Genomic DNA, 16,685 nt, shown 5'->3' with positions numbered 1-16,685 from the left:
GGGCCGCGCCGGGGATCAGTCCTTCGCCGGCGCCTGCTGGGCGAGCTTGAGCAGGCGGCCGAGCAGCTCGTCGCCCGCGAGTTCGGTCTCCGCGGCGTCGCGGTCGGCCGCGACGGCGGCGTCGTGCTCGCCGTGCACTTGGGAGTGCAGCTGCTCCATGCGCCGGTCCAGCTGCTCGGCGATGGCCGCGGCCGCGGAAAGCTCGTCCTGCAGATGGGCGGGGACGGCACCGTCGTACTTGTAGAAGATCTTGTGCTCCAGGCTGGCCCAGAAGTCCATGGCGATGGTGCGGATCTGCAGCTCCACCGGCACGTGCACGGGGCCGGTGGAGAGGAAGACGGGGATCTCGATGATCGCGTGGAGGCTCTTGTAGCCGTTGGCCTTCGGCTCCGCGATGTAGTCCTTGACCACGACGACGCGCACGTCGTCCTGCGCGGTGATGGTCTCGAGGATCCGGTAGGTGTCGGCGATGAAGCTGCACGTGATCCGGATCCCCGCGATGTCGGTGATCGCCTCGCGGATCAGCGGCAGCTCGGGCGCGATGCCGCGGCGCGAGACCTTCTTGACGATGCTCTCGGGCTTCTTGATCCGCGAGGTGACGTGCTCGATCGGGTTGTACCGGTGCAGCTGCAGGAACTCCTCGCGGAGGATCGTCACCTTGGTGAGCACCTCCTTCACGGCGAACTGGTACTCCATGAGGAAGCGGGTCAGCTCGTCGCGCATGCGGCGCGCCTGCGCCAGCGTCGCGGCGTCGGGCACGAAGCCGGGATCGAACGGCGCGGGGCTGCTCATCGACGGTTCCCGGGCGTCACGGCAGGGCCGTGACGGTCACCGTCGAACCGGCCTGGACGCGCGTGCCCCCGCCCGGGTCCTGCCAGATGACCTGCGACTTGTCCGAGGCGAAGATGCCGTTGACCTTGACCTGCAAGCCGGCGTCGCGCAGGACGGAGCGCGCCTGGCCCACGTTCATCCCGGTCACCGAGGGGACCGTCACGCGGGAGGCCATGGTGACGGTGACGCGCTTGTTCGCCGGGTCGACGCGGCCGCCCGCGGACGGGCTCGTCGAGGTTACGACGGAGCCCGAGCCGGTCTCGCCCGTGAGCTCGGCGACCAGGCCCGCGCGCTGCAGCAGCTGCTGCGCCTCGGTGGACGTCTTGCCGATCACGTCGGGCACCGTCAGCGCGTTGGAGACGAGGAGCGTAACGCTGCCGCCCTTGTTCACCTGCCCCGACGGGTCCGTGCCGAAGACCTTCCCGGCCTCGGTCCCGGAGTCGAACTGCTGCTGGGTCTCCTTGACCGTGAGCCCCGCCGCGCGCAGCAGCGCCGTCGCCTCCTCGGGGGTCTTACCGCGCACGTCGGGGATGTCGACGGGCTGGTTGCCGGCGGAGGCGACGACGGTCACCGTCGCACCGACGGCGACGCGGGTGCCGGGCGTTGGCGAGAGGCCGATGACGCCGCCGTGCGCGATGTCACGGCTGAACTGCGCGGGGCCGCGCTTGGGCACGAGGCCGCTGTCGCGCAGTTGCTTCTCGACGTTCTCCGGGCTGTCGCCGGGGCGGAACTGGGGGACGGTCGGCCTGCCCCGCGAGTACTCGATGGTGACGGTGCCGAAGCGGCTGATCCGGCTGCCCGCGGACGGGTCGACGCGGGTGATCGTGTCCTCGGTGATGTCGTTGCTGTAGGTGCCCGCCAGCTCGACGTCGAGGCCGGCGTCCTTGATCGACTTCTCCGCCGCCGCGCGGTCCATGCCGGTCACGTTGGGCACCGTCGTGTACTGCCCGGACGCCAGCCACCAACCCCCGAACGCGAGCAGCAGCGAGACGACGGCGATGAGCGCGACGATGATCCACGACTTCGCGCGGTTCTTCCGCGGCGGCGTCCAGGGCTGCGACGCGGTCTCGGACGGCAGCGGCTCGTGCATGGTCTCGGCGCGGGTGTGCTGCACCGGGGTCGGCGGTACGGCGGGCTGGGAGAGGGTGGGCGCCGGCACCACGGGCGGGGCGCCCTGCGTCGCCTGGCCGGGCCGCGCGGGACCGGGCTGTCCGGAACCGGGCACCGGCTGGCCGGCGATGAGCGCACCGGTGGGCTCGGCCGCAGCAGGGATCAGGGGCTCGCCGCGCTGCGCGTACATCGCGGCGGCGGCGCGCTGCTCGGCGCTGGACTGCGGCGCGGGCACGGTGAACGGCGGCAGATCGAGGTCCTCGGCGATCGCGCTGAGCGCCTCGGCCATGGCGAAACCGTCGACGTAGCGGCGCGCCGGATCACGGTCGGTCGCGCGGGCGACGAACTCGTCGAACTCCGGCGGCACCCCGGCGATCGCGGCCCCGGGCCGCGGCACGTCGTTGTGCAGGCGCTGGTAGGCCAGCGAGATCGCGGTGTCGCCGGTGAAGGGCACCTGGCCGGTGAGCAACTCGTACACGAGGATGCCGCTGGAGTACACGTCGGAGCGGGCATCGGCGTTGCCGGACTCCACCTGCTCCGGCGAGAGGTAGGCCGCTGTGCCGAGGATCACCGACGAGCTGGTCACGGACGCGGCCGCGATGGCGCGGACGAGGCCGAAATCGGCGACCTTGACCTCGCCGCCGTCGGAGATGAGGACGTTCTCGGGCTTCACGTCGCGGTGCACCAGGCCGGCGCGGTGCGCGGTGCCCAGCGCGGTGAGCACGGGGCCCATGACGGCCGCCACCGCGTGCGGCGGCATCGGTCCGCGCTCGCCGAGCAGCTCGCGCAGGGTGCCGCCGGTGACCAGCTCCATCACGAGGAAGGCCAGCTCACCGTCGACGCCCTGGTCGTAGACGGCGACGAGGCCGGGGTCCTTGAGCTTGGCGACGGCGCGCGCCTCGAACTCGAAGCGCGAGACGAACTGGGCGTCGGCCGCGTATTTCGGGTCCATCACCTTGATCGCGATGGGCCGGTCGAGCCGCAGGTCGAGGCCCATGTAGACGGTGGACATGCCGCCACGCGCGATCACCGCATCGATGCGGTAGCGGCCCTCGATGCGGGCACCGATCAGCGGGTCGCGCGGGGTGTTCACCTTCTCGGGGTCCTCTCGGTGCGTGCGGTATCGACAGTTCAGCCTAGCGACCCCGGGGGTGGATGGGCCGAATCCGCGGGCTGGGTACAGTGTGACGGTGAGCTCCGTCCCCTATCTCAGCGACGATCTGCTGCCCGAGGGCACCGCGACCTACAACCTCGCCACGGTTGCGAAGGGTCTCGGCGTGTCGCAGTCGAAGGTTCTGCAGCTGCTGCGGGACGGGCAGCTGATCGCCGTCCGGCGCGGCGGCGACTTCCACGTCCCTCGGCTGTTCTTCGGCGAGGTCGACGGGCGCTTCTCCATCGCCAAGCACTTCACCGGTCTGCTCAGCGTGCTGCGCGACGGCGGCTTCGAGGAGGAGGAGATCCTGCGCTGGCTGTTCGAGCCGCAGGACGACCTGAACGACTGCCCCGCCGAGCTGCTGCACACGGACTCCGCGCGCGAGATGATCCGTCGCGCGCAGTCGATGGCGTTCTAGCGACGCCCGGATCCGGCCGGCGCGGGCGCGGCGGATCTCCGCGCTCCCGAGGAACGACGTCGAGTGTGCTCGTCCTTGCAGGGTATGCGGATGTTGCATACCCGGATATGTGCAGTTCAGGGTGCACTTCTGCTACGTAGGGTATGCCGAAACCGCATAGCTCTGGGGCTCATGACAAGTGGTCGACAACCGCGCGGGCCTGCGGCCTCACGTCCGGCCGGTTCAACAGTTCGACCCGCCGGCTCCGGGACCACACCCGCACTGGAACGGCCTCGAACCCGTCGAGTCGCGGCCCCGTCACCAGGGCGACGGCGAGATCGGACTCGCCGGAGCGCAGCGCCGCGACCGGGTCGTCCACGATGACCTGGTGGATCTGCAGCTCGCGCTCCCGGTTCCATCGCGTGATCTTGCCCTCCAGATGGTCGGGTAGGCCGATCTCGGCGGTACGGCTGATGGTGACGGACCGCCGCGCAGTGCCGCTCAGCGCGTTCAGTTCGTCGATGTCCGCGACGATCCGTTCGATGATCGCGAGCGCCGGGAGACCGGCCGGCGCCGGTGAGGCGCCGCCCGGCCCGCGCTCGAACAACGCGAACCCCAGCGTGCGTTCGGTCGCGGAGACGTACCGCGTCACGGTGGACTGCGCGATCCCGTGCGCGCGTGCGGCCATGTTCATGCTGCGCGTCCGGGCGAGTGTCGCGACCACCCGGAACCGCTCGATATCCGACATGTCCGGACGGTAGCCCCGAGCACCGACACGTCGGGGAACGACGTGTCGGGTGGGTGCGGCGATGCTCGGCGCGGGCGGGGCTGCGCGGAGGGCCGACGGGTGCCGCGCTCGGACCGCCGAGCGATGCTCGGTATGCCGAATCCGCATAGCTCCACGTCATCGCGACGCTCTGACCTACGCATTCGCGGTATGCCGCATAGCCCGTTCCAGGCGACACGTCACCACTTCCGGCTGGGCAGGTCCGTTCCTACGCCTGCCCGCCCGCTCTCGCGGAGCTCGCGCCTACACCGCGGGTGCGAGGCCGAGCTTCGGCCGCACCTTGAGCGGGTCAGGGCCCAGCAGGGACCAGCCGGCCAGCGCGCCCAGCGCCACGGCCAGCGCGACGTTCCACAGCGAGTACAGGCCGATGGACCCCGTGGGCATGAAGACCACCATGAGCCACACGGACAGGCCCGCGATGATCGCCAGCGTGCGCCGCGACCAGGTGAACGCGCCCGCCACCGCCAGCGGCCACGTGTAGTACCAGGGCAGCGACGCGGGGGAGAGCACGCACACGGCCAGCAGGCCCAGCAGGATGCCCATCACGTTGCGCCGCTCGTTCTGCCGGAACCGCCACCACAGCACCACCAGGGTGAGCGCGAGCAGAACGATGCCGAGGGCGCGGGTCACCACCAGGATCGGCGCCAGGTGCAGGTCCGTGAACGGGGCCGCGAGGAAGGCCGTGATCTGCGCGAGCGCGGTCGGCAGGGTGATGTAGTTGATGATCTTGATCGAGCCGGCGAGCGCCGTCATCCACCCCAGCCCGACGCCGGCGATGACGGTGAACGCCGCGAACAGCGCGACGAAGGCACCCACCGAGGCGGCCAGCACCGCGCCGAAGGCCTTCGCGGGCGATTCCTGCGGGTTCGTCTCGCGTCGGTGGTGGAACCAGATCCACACAACGAAGGGCAGTGCGATCGCCGCGGTGCCCTTGACGGCGACCGCGGTCACGATCACCGCGACCCCGAACAGGTGCCGCCGGTCGAGGACGAGCGCGATCCCGGCCACCACGAGGCCCACCATGAGCGTCTCGTTGTGCACGCCGCCCACGAGATGCACGACGACCAGCGGGTTGAGCACCGCGAACCACAGCGAGACGGCGGGTTTGGCGCCGAAGTGCCGGGCCAGCTTCGTCACGCCCCATACCGAGAGGGCGATGCCCGGGAGCATGGCGAGCCGCAGCGCGATGACCCCGGCGAGCACGTTGTCGCCGCACAGCTGCGTGATCCACTTGGCGATGAGGATGAACAGTGGGCCGTAGGGTGCGGTGGTCGTGGTCCAGATGCCGCTCACGTCGTCGAGCAGGCCGTTCGGGTTCACGACGGGGCCGTCCACGTACGGGTCGAAGCCGTCGCGCAGCAGCGCGCCCTGCGCGAGGTAGGAGTAGGCGTCGCGCGAGTACAGGGGGACGGCCACAAGTAGTGGCACGATCCACAGGGCGACGGTGCCGGCGACCTGCGGGACCTGCAGCCGGCCGCCCAGCGCGGCGCGGCCCAGCCGGATCCACGCGATCACCAGCAGCGCGATCCCCGTCCAGAACAGGATCGAGCTCAGCACCAGGCCGTGGCCGAAGCGCAGCCACGACAGGTGCGCCGCCTCGAGGGTGGTGTCGTGCACACGGATCGCGCCGGCGCCGAAGCTGCCCACGGTCGTCAGGACGGCGCCGACGAGCCCGAGCAGGGCGGGGCGCCCCTCGGGCGAGCGGAGGAACGTGCTGTAGCCGCGCAGCGCGGACTGAACTGATCCGGACATCCCCGCCAGTCTAGTGAAGGGCCGGGCGTCAGCCCGCGCTTCGGTCGCGGCTCAGCGCGCCCAGCAGGTTCCAGGTGCGGCGTTGATCTTCGGGGCCGCCGAGATCGGTCTGCGTGGCGAAGATCTCGGTGGCGCCCGCGTCGACGTACTCGCTCAGCCGCCGCCCGACGTACTCCTCGTCGCCGATGACGGCGAGCTCGATCGGGTGGGCGATCCCCTCCGCCCCGAACACCGATCGGTACGACGGCACCGTCGCGTAGAAGTCGAGGGCCGGCCGCACGGCGTCCCGGACCCGGTCTGCCTCGTCGGTCACCACGACGACCACCCCGGCCACCACTCGGCGCGGGGCGCCGCCGGAGCCCTGGAGCAGCCCGGGGACGATGCGCTCCGCGATGGTCCGCGGCCCCGTGAGGAACGGGATCGTGCCGTCCGCGAGCTCGCCCGCCGCACGCAGGGACTGCTCGCCCAGGGCCGCCACGAGGAGCCCGAAGCCACCGCCGCCCGCTATCGCCGACGGTGCCGTGGTGCGCGCGATCACCTGATCGCCGGCGTGGTCGACGACGCCCGTCGCGCGGAAGTCGTCGAGAACGGCGAGCGCCTCGCGGAGGTGACCGATCGGGCGGTCCACGCCGACGCCGAAGGTCGGCCGGTCGCGGTCGGGTCCGGCGACCCCGACGCCGAGCGTGAACCGGCCTCCGTTCGCGGCGTTCGCGGTCTGCGCCTGGCCGGCCAGCACGAGCGGGTGACGTGGACCCAGCGGCACCACCGAGGTGCCGACCCGCAGGCCCGGAACCTGCGCGCCGACCACGGCCGCGAGCGTCGGCGCGTCGTGGTCCTGGCGCTGACCGAACCACACCGCGGGCACGCCGAGCCCGTGCACGGTGCGGGCCTGGCCGACGATGTCGCCGACGTGGTCGACCGCGTCCGCGCGCTGCCACAGCGCGACGCCCACGTCGACGGGGAGCCTGGAGACCATGACAGCAGCCTGCCCCCGTCGCGCGCCCGCCGCCAGGGTTGCGACCCCGCTGATCCTGGGGGATCCCGCGGCTACAGCCCCGCGTACACGGCCACGGGGCCGCCCTCCAGGACGTGCACGGCGACGGGGGTCTCGAAGATCTCGGTGAGCAGCTCGCCGGTCATGATCTCCGACGGTGCGCCCGACGCCGCGATGGTGCCGTTCTTCAGCGCCACGATGCGGTCCGAGTAGGCGGCCGCGAAGTTCAGGTCGTGCACCACCAGGATGATCGTCTTGCCCAGCTCGTCGGCCGCGCGGCGCAGGCGCCGCATCATGCCCACCTGGTGGCGCATGTCGAGGTTGTTGAGCGGCTCGTCCAGCAGGATCACGTCGGTGTCCTGCGCGAGGGTCATCGCGACGTAGGCGCGCTGGCGCTGGCCGCCCGAGAGCTCGTCGAGGAAGCGGTCGGAGAGCTCCGTCAGGCCCAGGAAGCCCAGGGCCTCGTCGACGTGCCGCACGTCCTCCGCCGTCATCCGGCCGCGGCTGTGCGGGAACCGGCCGAAGGCGACGAGGTCGCGCACCGTCAGGCGGGCGTTCACGCCGTTCTCCTGCCGGAGGATGGCGAGCTTGCGCGCCACCTCCGTCGGCTTCATGGTGCGGATGTCGGTGCCCTCGAGCAGCGCCGTGCCGGAGTCCGGCGTCAGCAGGCGGCCCAGGATGGTGAGCAGCGTCGACTTCCCGGCGCCGTTGGGCCCGACGAGCGCCGTGACGCCGCCGCGGGTGAACTCCCCGGAGACCGGGCCCAGCACGACGGTCTCGGCGTACGTCTTGGTGAGGTCCGTGAACGCGATCGCCGGGATCGTCTCGGTCAGATTCTGGGTGGTCACATCGTCCCCCTTCGGCGGAACAGCATGGCGAGGAACAGGATTCCGCCGACGAACTCGATGATCACCGTGAGCATCCCGTTGGCGTAGAAGATGTTGTGCAGGATGAACTGCCCGCCGGCGAGCAGGATCACGCCGAGCAGGAAGGCCATCGGCAGCGTCGCGCGGTGCCGCCAGTCGCCGGCCAGCTGGTAGGCGAGCGTGGCGATGATGAAGCCGAAGAACATCATCGGGCCGACGAGCGCGGTGCTGATCGACACCAGGACGGCGATGAGGACCAGCGCCAGCGTGAGCTCGCGCTGGTGGTTCACCCCCAGGCCCATCGCGGGATCGCGGCCCAGCAGCAGCACGTCGAGCACGCGGCGCCGCCGCCAGACGATGACGCCCACCACGATGCAGGTGACGGCGGCGATCGGCAGCAGGTCCGCGTTCACCGCGGTGAGCCGGCCGTACAGCTTGATCGAGAGCGCGTCGAACTCGGTGGGGGAGAGCAGGCGCTGCAGGAACTCGGCGAAGGCGCGGAAGGCCAGGCCCAGCACGACGCCCGCGAGCAGCAACAGGAACAGGCTCGCGAAGCGGCCCGAGAACAGCCAGCCGTAGAGCACGGCGGCGAACATCACCATGGCCGCGGTCTGGGCGACGAACTGCGGCACCGAATCCCCGTTGTCGACGAACTTGCCGCCCACGATGTACACGCCCACCGTCTGGATCAGCACGTACAGCGAGTCCAGCCCGATGATCTGCGGCGTCAGGATCCGGTTGTGCGTCACGGTGTGGAAGAGCACCGTCGAGAGGGCGCCGCAGAAGGCGGCGATGAGGATGGCGGTGGCGGTGCGCAGGCGCCGCTCGAACGACAGCCCGAACTGGAAGTCCCAGCGCAGCACGTCGTCCGCGCCGGTGCGCATCAGCAGGTAGACGGCGAGGCACGCCGTGGCGAGCGTGGCGGCGATCGCCATCCGGGCGCGCCAGCCCACGCGGCTCGTACTCCCGGCCACCGCGGGAGCCGAGACGGCCTCAGAGAGCGACACGGTTCCTCCTCGTGAGCAGGATCGACAGGAAGGTGACGGCGCCGACCACGCCCATGATCACGGACACGGGGATCTCCATGGGGCGCACCACGACCCGGCCGATGAGATCGCAGCCCACGATGAGGACGGTGGCGAGCACGGCCACCCAGGGGAGCCCGCTGCGCACGTCGTCGCCGCGCAGCGCGCTGATGATGTTCGGCACCACGAGGCCCAGGAATGGGATGAAGCCGACGACCACGCTGGTGACGCCGGAGGCCAGCGCCACCATGGTGACGCCGATGCCCATCGTGAGCCCGTAGCGCAGCCCGAGCGACGTCGCCACGTCCTTGCCGAGCCCCGCGATGGTGAAGTAGTTCGCCAACAGGAAGGTCGCCACGGCGATGATCGCGACGGCCCACAGCGGCTCGTAGAAGCCGCGCACGATGTGCGCGAAACCGCCGGAGCGCCAGCTCACCACGGCCTGCAGCAGGTTGGCGCCGATCGCCAGATAGGTGGTGATGGCGCTGACCACGGCGCCCAGCATGAGGCCCACCAGCGGCACGATCGCGGAGCGCCGGGCCCGGATCCGGGAGATGAAGCCGAGGAAGACGAGGGTGCCGAGGAACGCGGTCGCCGTGGCGGCGATCATCCGGACCATCGGCGATGCGCCGGGGATGTAGAGCATGCACAGCAGCACGCCCAGGCCCGCCCACTCGGCGGTGCCGGCGGTGGTCGGCTCGACGAACCGGTTCTGCGTGAGCCGCTGCATGATCACGCCGGAGAAGCTCATCGCGAGGCCCGCGAAGACCAGGGCCGCGGTGCGGGGGACGCGGGAGATGAAGAACATGCGCCACATCTCGTCGTCGCCGGCGAGGAGTCCGGCGAGGGTGATGTGGTACTCGCCGGTCATCAGCGAGGCGAACAGCAGTGCCACGCACGCGAGTGCGAGCAGGGGGAGCGTGACGCGACCCAGGCGGGTCCCCTTCCGGGGACCCGCCTGGGGAGGTGCGTCGGTGTGCGTCGCCGTCACTTCTTCGCGGCGATGGCCTCGGCCAGCTTGGCGTAGTTCTCGCCGTAGTCCTGGATGCCCTCGCGGATGTAGAAGTCGTTGTCCAGGTAGAAGATCCGGTCCTTCTGCTGGAACTCCACATTCGCGAAGGCCTGCTGCGCCTTGAAGGTCTCGGCCGCGGTCTGCGGCTTGCTGCCGTCGGTCGGCGGGACGGCGGCGTCACGGTCCATGACGATGACCCACTGCGGGTTCGCCTGGGCGATGGCCTCGGGCGTGAGGCCCGAGTTGGTGTGATGGTCGCCGGCCTGGCCGCCGAAGACGTCCTTGAGGTTCAGCGGGGCGATGAAGGGCTGCATGCGCTTGGCGCCGTTGTCGATCTTGCCGCCGTTGACGATCGAGAGGAAGACGCTCTGGCCGGTGGCCTGCGCCTTCGCCGCGTCGAGGCTCTTGTCGAAGTCGGCGACGATCTGCTTCGCCTGCTCGTCCTTGCCGAAGATCTTGCCCAGGGTGATCGTCGAATCGCGCATGGTCTCGACGCGGCCCTTGGGCGCGCCGTCCTCGGCGGCGATGTCGATGAAGGCGGCGCCGGTCTTCTCGGCGATCTTCTTGATGTCGCCCTCCGCCTTGGCGAACCGGTAGCCGCCGATGATCAGGTCGGGCTTGACGTCCTCGATGACGTCCAGCTTCGGCTCCGCGTGGGTACCCGTGTCCTTGATGTCCGCGTTGGAGATCCAGTCGCCCAGCACGCTCTTGGCGAACAGGCCCTTGGGGATCGCGACGGGGGTCACGCCCATGGCCTTGACGGTCTCCGCGCTCGTGTTGTCGAGGACGACGACCCGCTTCGGGTTCTTGGGGACCTGCACCTCGCCCTTGTTGGTGCTGACGGTGATCTTCTCGCCGGCGGCGGGCTTGTCCTCATCGGCGCTGGTGGTGGAGCAGCCGGCGAAGACGAGGCCGGTCGCCATCAGCGCGGCCGCGACGGGCGCGGCCTTGCGGAAGCGGGTGAACATGCGGGGTGACTCCTTCTCGTACTTGCTGCAAGACGGGCACCGTAAGCCATCAGTAAAGAGGCTTAGGTAAACGGAACCATACCCAGGGGTGGCTAGGTTTGCCTAACCCTGCTGACCGCGATCAGGCCGCGCGGTCGACGAGGACCGCCGCGAGCCGGGCCAGGACGGGCCGCGCACCGTCGTCGATGGGCGCCTCCGCCAGGGCGGACGTGGCCCGGGCCGTGAGCTCCTCCACCCGCGCCTGCATGGCCGACGGTGCCCCCGTCTCCCGCAGGGCGGCCCGGGCACGCTCGACGCCCGCGTCGTCGAGGTTGGTGCCGACGAGGGCGCGCAGCTCGGCCGCGGCGGCGCCGCCGGTCGCGAGGGCGTGCGCGAGCATGGGGGTGTGCTTGCCGGAGCGCAGGTCGTCGCCCGAGGGCTTGCCCGTGACGGCCGGGTCGCCGAAGGCTCCCAGCAGGTCGTCGCGCAGCTGGAAGGCGACGCCCAGGTCGACGCCGATCTCCCGCAGCGCCGCGATCGTCGCGTCGGACGCCCCGGCCAGCGCCGCGCCCACGTGCAGCGGCCGCTCCACCGTGTAGCCGGCGGTCTTGAACCGGACCACGCGCTCCGCGGCCTCCTCCGACTCGTCCCGCGAGGCCTCGCTGACGATGTCGAGCAGCTGGCCGCCGAGCACCTCGGTGCGCATCGCCGCCCACGCGCGCGCGGCCCGCAGGTAGCGCTCGGGGGCCAGGCCGGCGCCGAGGAACATGTCGTCGGCCCAGGCCAGCGCCAGGTCGCCCAGGAGGATCGCCGTCGCCTCGCCGAACTTCTCCGACGAGCCCGACCAGCCCCGCTCGGCGTGCAGCTGGGCGAACTCGCGGTGCGTCGTCGGGAAGCCGCGCCGGGTCAGCGAGGCGTCGATGATGTCGTCGTGGATGAGGGCGCACGCCTGCACGAACTCCAGCGACGCGCACGCCCGGAGCGCGGCCCGGGCGACGTCACCGTCGGCCTCCCCGCCGCCCGCCAGCCACCCCGCCCAGGCGAACGCGGGCCTAATACGCTTACCGCCGCGCAAAACGAAGCGCTCCAGCCCCGCGGTGGTCTCCACGAACACCGGGCCGACGGGTTCGACCAGGTCACGGCGCTCGTCGAGGAAGGATTCGAGGGCCGGCTGCACGGCCGCCGCGATGTCCGTCAGGGAGGTCTGGGGCGGGGCGACGGGCAGCGTCATACCTGGAAACCTATTCTTAAGGGCGTGAGTGAACAAAGCCGGACCGTACTCGACCGACTCGACGCCGTGCGCGCGAGCGGCCGAATGCCGTTCTCGGTCGAGTTCATGCCGCCGCGCGACGAGGAGGGCGAGGCCCGGCTGTGGCGCGCCGTCCGTACCTTCGAGCGGATGGACCCGGCGTTCGTCTCGATGACCTACGGCGCGGGCGGCTCGACGCGCGACCGCACCGTCCGCGTGACCGGCGAGATCGCGGAGACCACCACGCTGCTGCCGGTGGCGCACCTGACCGCCGTGAACCACAGCATCTCGGAGCTGCGCGCCCTCATGGGCTCGTACGCGGACCGCGACGTGCGCAACGTGCTCGTGCTGCGCGGCGACCCGCCCGGCGATCCGATGGGCAAGTGGGTGCGGCACCCCGAGGGGCTCAAGTACGCCAGCGAGGTCGTCGAGCTGGTGCGCGAGCTGGGCGACTTCCACGTGGGCGTGGCCGCCTTCCCGGAGGGGCACCACCGCTCGCCCGACCTGGACACCGACGTGCGGTACTTCGCGAACAAGCTGCGCGCGGGCGCCGACTACTCGATCACCCAGATGTTCTTCGACGTCGACGACTACCTGCGGCTGCGCGACGCCGTGGTGGCCGCCGACCCGGAGCAGGGCGCGAAGCCGCTGATCCCCGGGATCATGCCGATCACGTCGTTGAAGTCGGTGGTCCGCATGGCCGAGCTGTCGAACGCGAAGATCCCCGACGCGATGCGCGCCGAGCTGCGCGCCGCCGCGGGCGACGGGCCCGAGGAGGACCGCGCCGCCGTGCGCGCCGTCGGCATCGACATCGCCACCCGGATGGGGGAGCGGCTCATCGCCGAGGGCGCCCCGGCGCTGCACTTCTGCACCCTGAACTTCGCGAAGGCCACCTCCGAGGTGCTCGAGAACCTCGGGATGCTGCCGGTCGGCGTCTAGCGGTTGAGCTTCTCCCGCAGCCACTGGGGCAGCTCGATGAGCGACTCGGGCTCGTCGGACTCCTGACCGGGCTTCGGGCTGCGGTCGCGGCGCACGTAGGCGGCGCCGGCGACGATCGCGGCGGCGAGGAACGAGGTCAGGGCGGTGATCCACGCCCACGTGGTGAACGAGGCGATCGACGGGTCGGCGTACTCGGCCTCGGCGGTCAGCGCCGCGGACGTGCCGGCGTTGAGCGTCCAGGTCACCAGGTCGTCGGCCTCCTGTTGGCCGTTCGTGGCGGTCACCGGGCCGGGGAACTGCAGTTGGACGACGATGACCGCGGAGTTCGGCGCGAGCGACGACAGGTCGGCCGTGCCGGAGAGGATCACCGTGCCGCCGGTGCGCTGCACCCGCATCTTGATCGATGCCGCCGACGTGTCGAACGCCTGCGAGACCACGTCGCCGACCTGATTGAACTGGCCGAAGGTGATCTCCTGGAAGATCATCTGCGTTCCGACCTTGCCGTTCGAGTCGTACGCCTTGACCTCCGCGAGGCCCTTCAGCTCGCCCGGCGCCGCGATCTGCGGGCCCTGCGGGTTCGACGCCGGCGTCTGCGCGGCGACGATCTTGCCGGACATCCGGTCGCCCTTGCCGGGGCCGGCGCACGCCGCGGGGGCGGCGACCAGCAGCAGGACCGCCAGGGCAGCGAGCATCCTTCGGAGTATCACGGTCGCCATCGTGCCAGGTGTCCCAGGTCGCGGGCGAGCAGCCGCGCCGCGATCCGCCCGCTCGATCCGTTCACGCCGCCGCCCGGATGCATCGACGCGCCCGCCAGCGCCAGGCCCGGCGCGCCCGGCACGCGGCCGCCCGCCAGCTCGGGGACCGGCCGGAACAGCAGCATGTTGTGCAGCGCCATCTCCACGTGCATGACGTTCCCGCCGAGCAGCCCGAGCTCCGACTCGAGGCTCGCCGGGGTCTGCACGAAGCGGTGCTCGATCGAGTCGGCGAAGCCGGGCGCCCAGCGCTGCGTCTCGGCGACGATCCGGTCGGCCTCCGCCTCCGCGACGGCGGCCCACTCCTGCCCGCCGCTCAAGGCGTACGGGTACCACTGCGCCCACAGCGTGGTGTTGTGCCGGCCCGCCGGGGCGATGGACGGGTCGAGACCCGAGAAGGTCATCGCCAGCACCGCCGGCCGACGGGGTGCGTCGCCGGCCAGCATGTCGCCGCGGGCGCGCGCCAGGTGCCCGCGGTCGGCGGTCAGCAGGCCCAGCCCGGACTGGTCGGCGAGCTGCACCCCGTCGAAGGCGGGCGGCGCCGTGGTTCCCAGCCGCAGCACCATCCCCACGCCGGGGCCGACCTGGATGGTGCGGCGCCAGCCGGCGATCCGTCCGGCGTCGTAGCCGCCGCGCTCCAGCAGGCCGAGGGTGGTCAGGACGTGGCAGCCCGCGAGCACGGTGCGGGCCCGGACGGTCCGCGCACCGTCGGGCCCGCCGACGGTGACCTCCCACTCCCGGCCCGCACGGCGCAGGGCGGTGACGGGGGAGCCCAGCGCGACGGTGGCCCCGTCGGACGTCAGGCGGGAGAGGAGGGCGGCGGTGAGCGCGCCGCTGCCGCCGACCGCCCGGCCCGGCGGGAGGGTGTGCAGGAGGGCGGCGAAGCCGATCATGGGCGCGGTGCCGGGCTCGCTCATCGCGGGGCCGGACTGGGCGCCGAACCAGGCGAGCGCGGCCTTGAGGCGCTCGTCGTCGAAGTACTCGTCCAGCAGCTGATCGCCCGAGGCGAGGTAGGTGCGCGACATCTGTGTGAGGCTCGCGCGCCCCTTCGTGGGCCAGAACGCGCGGCCCAGCCGCGGGGCCGTGGGGGAGGAGCCGAAGGCGGCCATGGTCGCCTTCGCCCGGGGCGTCCACTCCGCGACGAACCGACGGTACGCCGCCGCCTCCCGGGCGCCGCAGGCCGCGGCGATGGACTCGGCGGTGGCGCCGAGGTCCCGCCGGAAGACGATCGGCGGGGCCAGCGTTCCGGGCGGGGTGGGCGCGAAGGCCCACGGGTCGCAGTCCAGGTAGCGCAGCCCGTGCGCCGCGAGGTCGAGCTCCTCCGCGATGCCGGTGTGCCGGAACATCAGGTGCGCCGACGAGCCGCGGTCCACGCGGTAGCCCGGGAACCGTTCGACGGTGCTGACCGCCCCGCCCGGCACGACATCGGCCTCGAAGACGGCCACGGACCGGCCCTGCGCCGCGAGGTACGCGGCGCCGACCAGCGCGTTGTGGCCGGACCCGACGACGGCGACGTCGACTTCGCGCGCGCTCACCGTGCCGGCGGCGGGGTGAAGGGCAGGTCGTGGCCCAGGACGGCGAACGGCCGCGGGTCTCCGGAGAAGCGGAAGTCGCGGAGCACGTCGTAGAAGCCGGTGCGGCGGTAGAGCCGCCAGGCGCGGTTCTGCTCGGCGGCCACCTCGGGGGTGGAGAGCAGGACCCGCGGCTCGGGCCGGTCGGCGAGCAGGGCGCCGAGCAGGGCCGAGCCGACGCCGTGCCCCTGCGCCGCGGGGTGCACGTGCAGCTCGGTGAGCTCGAAGTAGTCGGCGGCCACCGCCTCGATCTGCTGCTGCGTCAGCCCGCGCCTACCCAGCCCCACGCGGAGCTGCCGGTTCCACCACTGATCGCCCGCGCCGCTGTAGCCGTAGGCGATGCCCACCAGGTGGTCGACGATGCGGCCGTCCTCGGTGCGGAGCGCCTGGACCGCGCCGAACGCGGCGTAGCCGGGCCGGTTCAGGTGCTCGCGCCACATGGGAAGACGGTGCGATTCCGTGCCGGCCGGGTAGTCCATCGCGGCCACGTAGATCTGCAGGGCGGCGGGCAGCCACAGCGTGGCGTCCTGCGGCGACAGGACGTGGATCCGTGGTTGCTGCGTCGGCACTGCGGTCACGGCTTCCTCTCCCTTGACGTCTCGCACACTCACGCTATATTAGAGGTGATCGAATGATTGTTCGATCACGGACCATCGGATTGGCGCACACGTTCTGGCGCCGGGGCTTCGGTCGCCGATCCCGGTCCGCCGGGCGGGACTGGCGCGGAACGAGGGAAGCGTTACGTGTCAGTCCCGTCCGGTACAACTCGCGGTAACAGGGTGAGAAGGCCCACGGAGCAGGAGGAAGGTCATGGTCGAATCGAAGGCACGGATCGGTCACGTCGGTTCCGGTCGTCGCATGGGTGAGTCGGGCGCGGCCCGCATCCTCGATCGCGCGGACCAGTTCCTCGCCCGGGCCGGCGGCTCGCCGTCCCCGGCCGATCAGTACCGCGAGATCTACCACGCCGCCCTGCGCGGCGCGGCCGCCCTGCTGGCCGAGCGGGAGACCGGTGTCCGGCGCCCCACGCGCAACGCCTGGCTTCGGCTCGCCAAGGCGGCCCCCGGCTACGCGGAGTGGGTCGCCTACTTCACGTCGGTCTCCGGGGTCGTCGCGGCGCTCGAGACCACGGCCCGCTCGGTGAGCGCCGAGGAGGTCGCGGTTCTCCACGGTCGCGTGCAGACCTTCCTGAATTCCGTCGAAGCGGATCTGTGCCGGGCTGCATGATTTCTCACAGCGAACGCTCATTCTTCGACGGATGGTGGTCGTGGGGTCGCAAGCCTCGTATCATGAAGGGAGGAGT

16 protein-coding genes are annotated in these 16,685 nt (G+C 71.6%); 3 read left to right on the top strand and 13 right to left on the bottom strand.

Translation table 11 applies throughout. The annotated features are described in order from the left end of the window. Positions 1–15: 15 nt before the first annotated feature. Complete coding sequence (locus WFK95_RS17490) at positions 16–792, bottom strand: GTP pyrophosphokinase (RefSeq protein WP_336671376.1); 777 nt, start codon at positions 790–792, stop codon at positions 16–18. Positions 793–808: 16 nt separating this feature from the next. Further along, entirely contained in the window at positions 809–3,034 is a 2,226-nt protein-coding gene (gene pknB / locus WFK95_RS17485; RefSeq protein ID WP_336671375.1) for a Stk1 family PASTA domain-containing Ser/Thr kinase, read from the bottom strand. A 97-nt stretch (positions 3,035–3,131) separates the two neighbouring features. Between pknB and WFK95_RS17480 the strand changes: the two genes are divergently transcribed. Next, positions 3,132–3,512, top strand: coding sequence for an Rv2175c family DNA-binding protein (locus WFK95_RS17480; protein ID WP_224651903.1), 381 nt, complete (start codon positions 3,132–3,134; stop codon positions 3,510–3,512). Positions 3,513–3,681: 169 nt separating this feature from the next. On the opposite strand, the gene WFK95_RS17475 is transcribed toward WFK95_RS17480, so the two are convergent. The 8 genes from WFK95_RS17475 to WFK95_RS17440 form a co-directional block, all read right to left on the bottom strand. Further along, positions 3,682–4,239 carry a LysR family transcriptional regulator gene (locus WFK95_RS17475; protein WP_336671374.1) on the bottom strand — a complete coding sequence of 186 codons (558 nt, stop codon included), beginning with the start codon at positions 4,237–4,239 and terminating at the stop codon, positions 3,682–3,684. Between the two features lie 282 nt (positions 4,240–4,521). Continuing rightward, a complete protein-coding gene (locus WFK95_RS17470; protein ID WP_336671373.1) occupies positions 4,522–6,030 on the bottom strand; it encodes an alpha-(1->6)-mannopyranosyltransferase A in 1,509 nt (502 codons plus the stop codon). A gap of 28 nt (positions 6,031–6,058) precedes the next feature. Next, positions 6,059–7,006, bottom strand: coding sequence for a TIGR03564 family F420-dependent LLM class oxidoreductase (locus WFK95_RS17465; RefSeq protein ID WP_336671372.1), 948 nt, complete (start codon positions 7,004–7,006; stop codon positions 6,059–6,061). Positions 7,007–7,077: 71 nt separating this feature from the next. Next, the gene (locus WFK95_RS17460) at positions 7,078–7,872 is read right to left on the bottom strand and encodes an iron ABC transporter ATP-binding protein (RefSeq protein WP_224651895.1); all 795 of its coding nucleotides are present in this window, start codon (positions 7,870–7,872) and stop codon (positions 7,078–7,080) included. Then, positions 7,869–8,897: an iron chelate uptake ABC transporter family permease subunit gene (locus tag WFK95_RS17455; protein ID WP_224651893.1), complete on the bottom strand. Its 1,029-nt coding sequence runs from the start codon at positions 8,895–8,897 to the stop codon at positions 7,869–7,871. Before WFK95_RS17455 ends, WFK95_RS17460 begins: the two co-directional genes overlap by 4 nt. After that, a complete protein-coding gene (locus tag WFK95_RS17450; RefSeq protein ID WP_308011492.1) occupies positions 8,884–9,810 on the bottom strand; it encodes an ABC transporter permease in 927 nt (308 codons plus the stop codon). Before WFK95_RS17450 ends, WFK95_RS17455 begins: the two co-directional genes overlap by 14 nt. A 92-nt stretch (positions 9,811–9,902) precedes the next feature. Next, on the bottom strand, positions 9,903–10,895 hold the full coding sequence (locus tag WFK95_RS17445) for an ABC transporter substrate-binding protein (RefSeq protein ID WP_224651890.1): 993 nt from the start codon (positions 10,893–10,895) through the stop codon (positions 9,903–9,905). A 121-nt stretch (positions 10,896–11,016) separates the two neighbouring features. Further along, positions 11,017–12,105 carry a polyprenyl synthetase family protein gene (locus WFK95_RS17440; RefSeq protein ID WP_224651888.1) on the bottom strand — a complete coding sequence of 363 codons (1,089 nt, stop codon included), beginning with the start codon at positions 12,103–12,105 and terminating at the stop codon, positions 11,017–11,019. Between the two features lie 24 nt (positions 12,106–12,129). Here WFK95_RS17440 and metF point away from each other — a divergent pair, with 24 nt between their 5' ends. Continuing rightward, a complete protein-coding gene (gene metF, locus WFK95_RS17435) occupies positions 12,130–13,062 on the top strand; it encodes a methylenetetrahydrofolate reductase [NAD(P)H] (protein ID WP_224651886.1) in 933 nt (310 codons plus the stop codon). On the opposite strand, the gene WFK95_RS17430 is transcribed toward metF, so the two are convergent. Genes WFK95_RS17430 through WFK95_RS17420 form a run of 3 tightly spaced genes read right to left on the bottom strand, consistent with a single transcriptional unit; the run spans position 13,059 to position 15,963 of the window. Beyond that, positions 13,059–13,754: an LppM family (lipo)protein gene (locus tag WFK95_RS17430; protein WP_224651884.1), complete on the bottom strand. Its 696-nt coding sequence runs from the start codon at positions 13,752–13,754 to the stop codon at positions 13,059–13,061. The two genes, metF and WFK95_RS17430, sit on opposite strands and share 4 nt — an antisense overlap. 11 nt (positions 13,755–13,765) lie before the next feature. After that, a complete protein-coding gene (locus tag WFK95_RS17425) occupies positions 13,766–15,349 on the bottom strand; it encodes a phytoene desaturase family protein (protein ID WP_336671371.1) in 1,584 nt (527 codons plus the stop codon). Then, complete coding sequence (locus WFK95_RS17420) at positions 15,346–15,963, bottom strand: GNAT family N-acetyltransferase (protein ID WP_224651880.1); 618 nt, start codon at positions 15,961–15,963, stop codon at positions 15,346–15,348. Before WFK95_RS17420 ends, WFK95_RS17425 begins: the two co-directional genes overlap by 4 nt. 232 nt (positions 15,964–16,195) lie before the next feature. On the opposite strand from WFK95_RS17420, the gene WFK95_RS17415 reads away from it, so the two are divergent. After that, positions 16,196–16,609 carry an SAV_6107 family HEPN domain-containing protein gene (locus WFK95_RS17415; protein WP_336671370.1) on the top strand — a complete coding sequence of 138 codons (414 nt, stop codon included), beginning with the start codon at positions 16,196–16,198 and terminating at the stop codon, positions 16,607–16,609. Positions 16,610–16,685 lie beyond the last annotated feature (76 nt).

Source organism: Tsukamurella sp. USMM236 (assembly GCF_037148755.1).
In the GTDB taxonomy this organism is placed as follows: Bacteria; Actinomycetota; Actinomycetes; order Mycobacteriales; family Mycobacteriaceae; genus Tsukamurella.
This window is presented reverse-complemented; position numbering and strand designations above follow the sequence as displayed.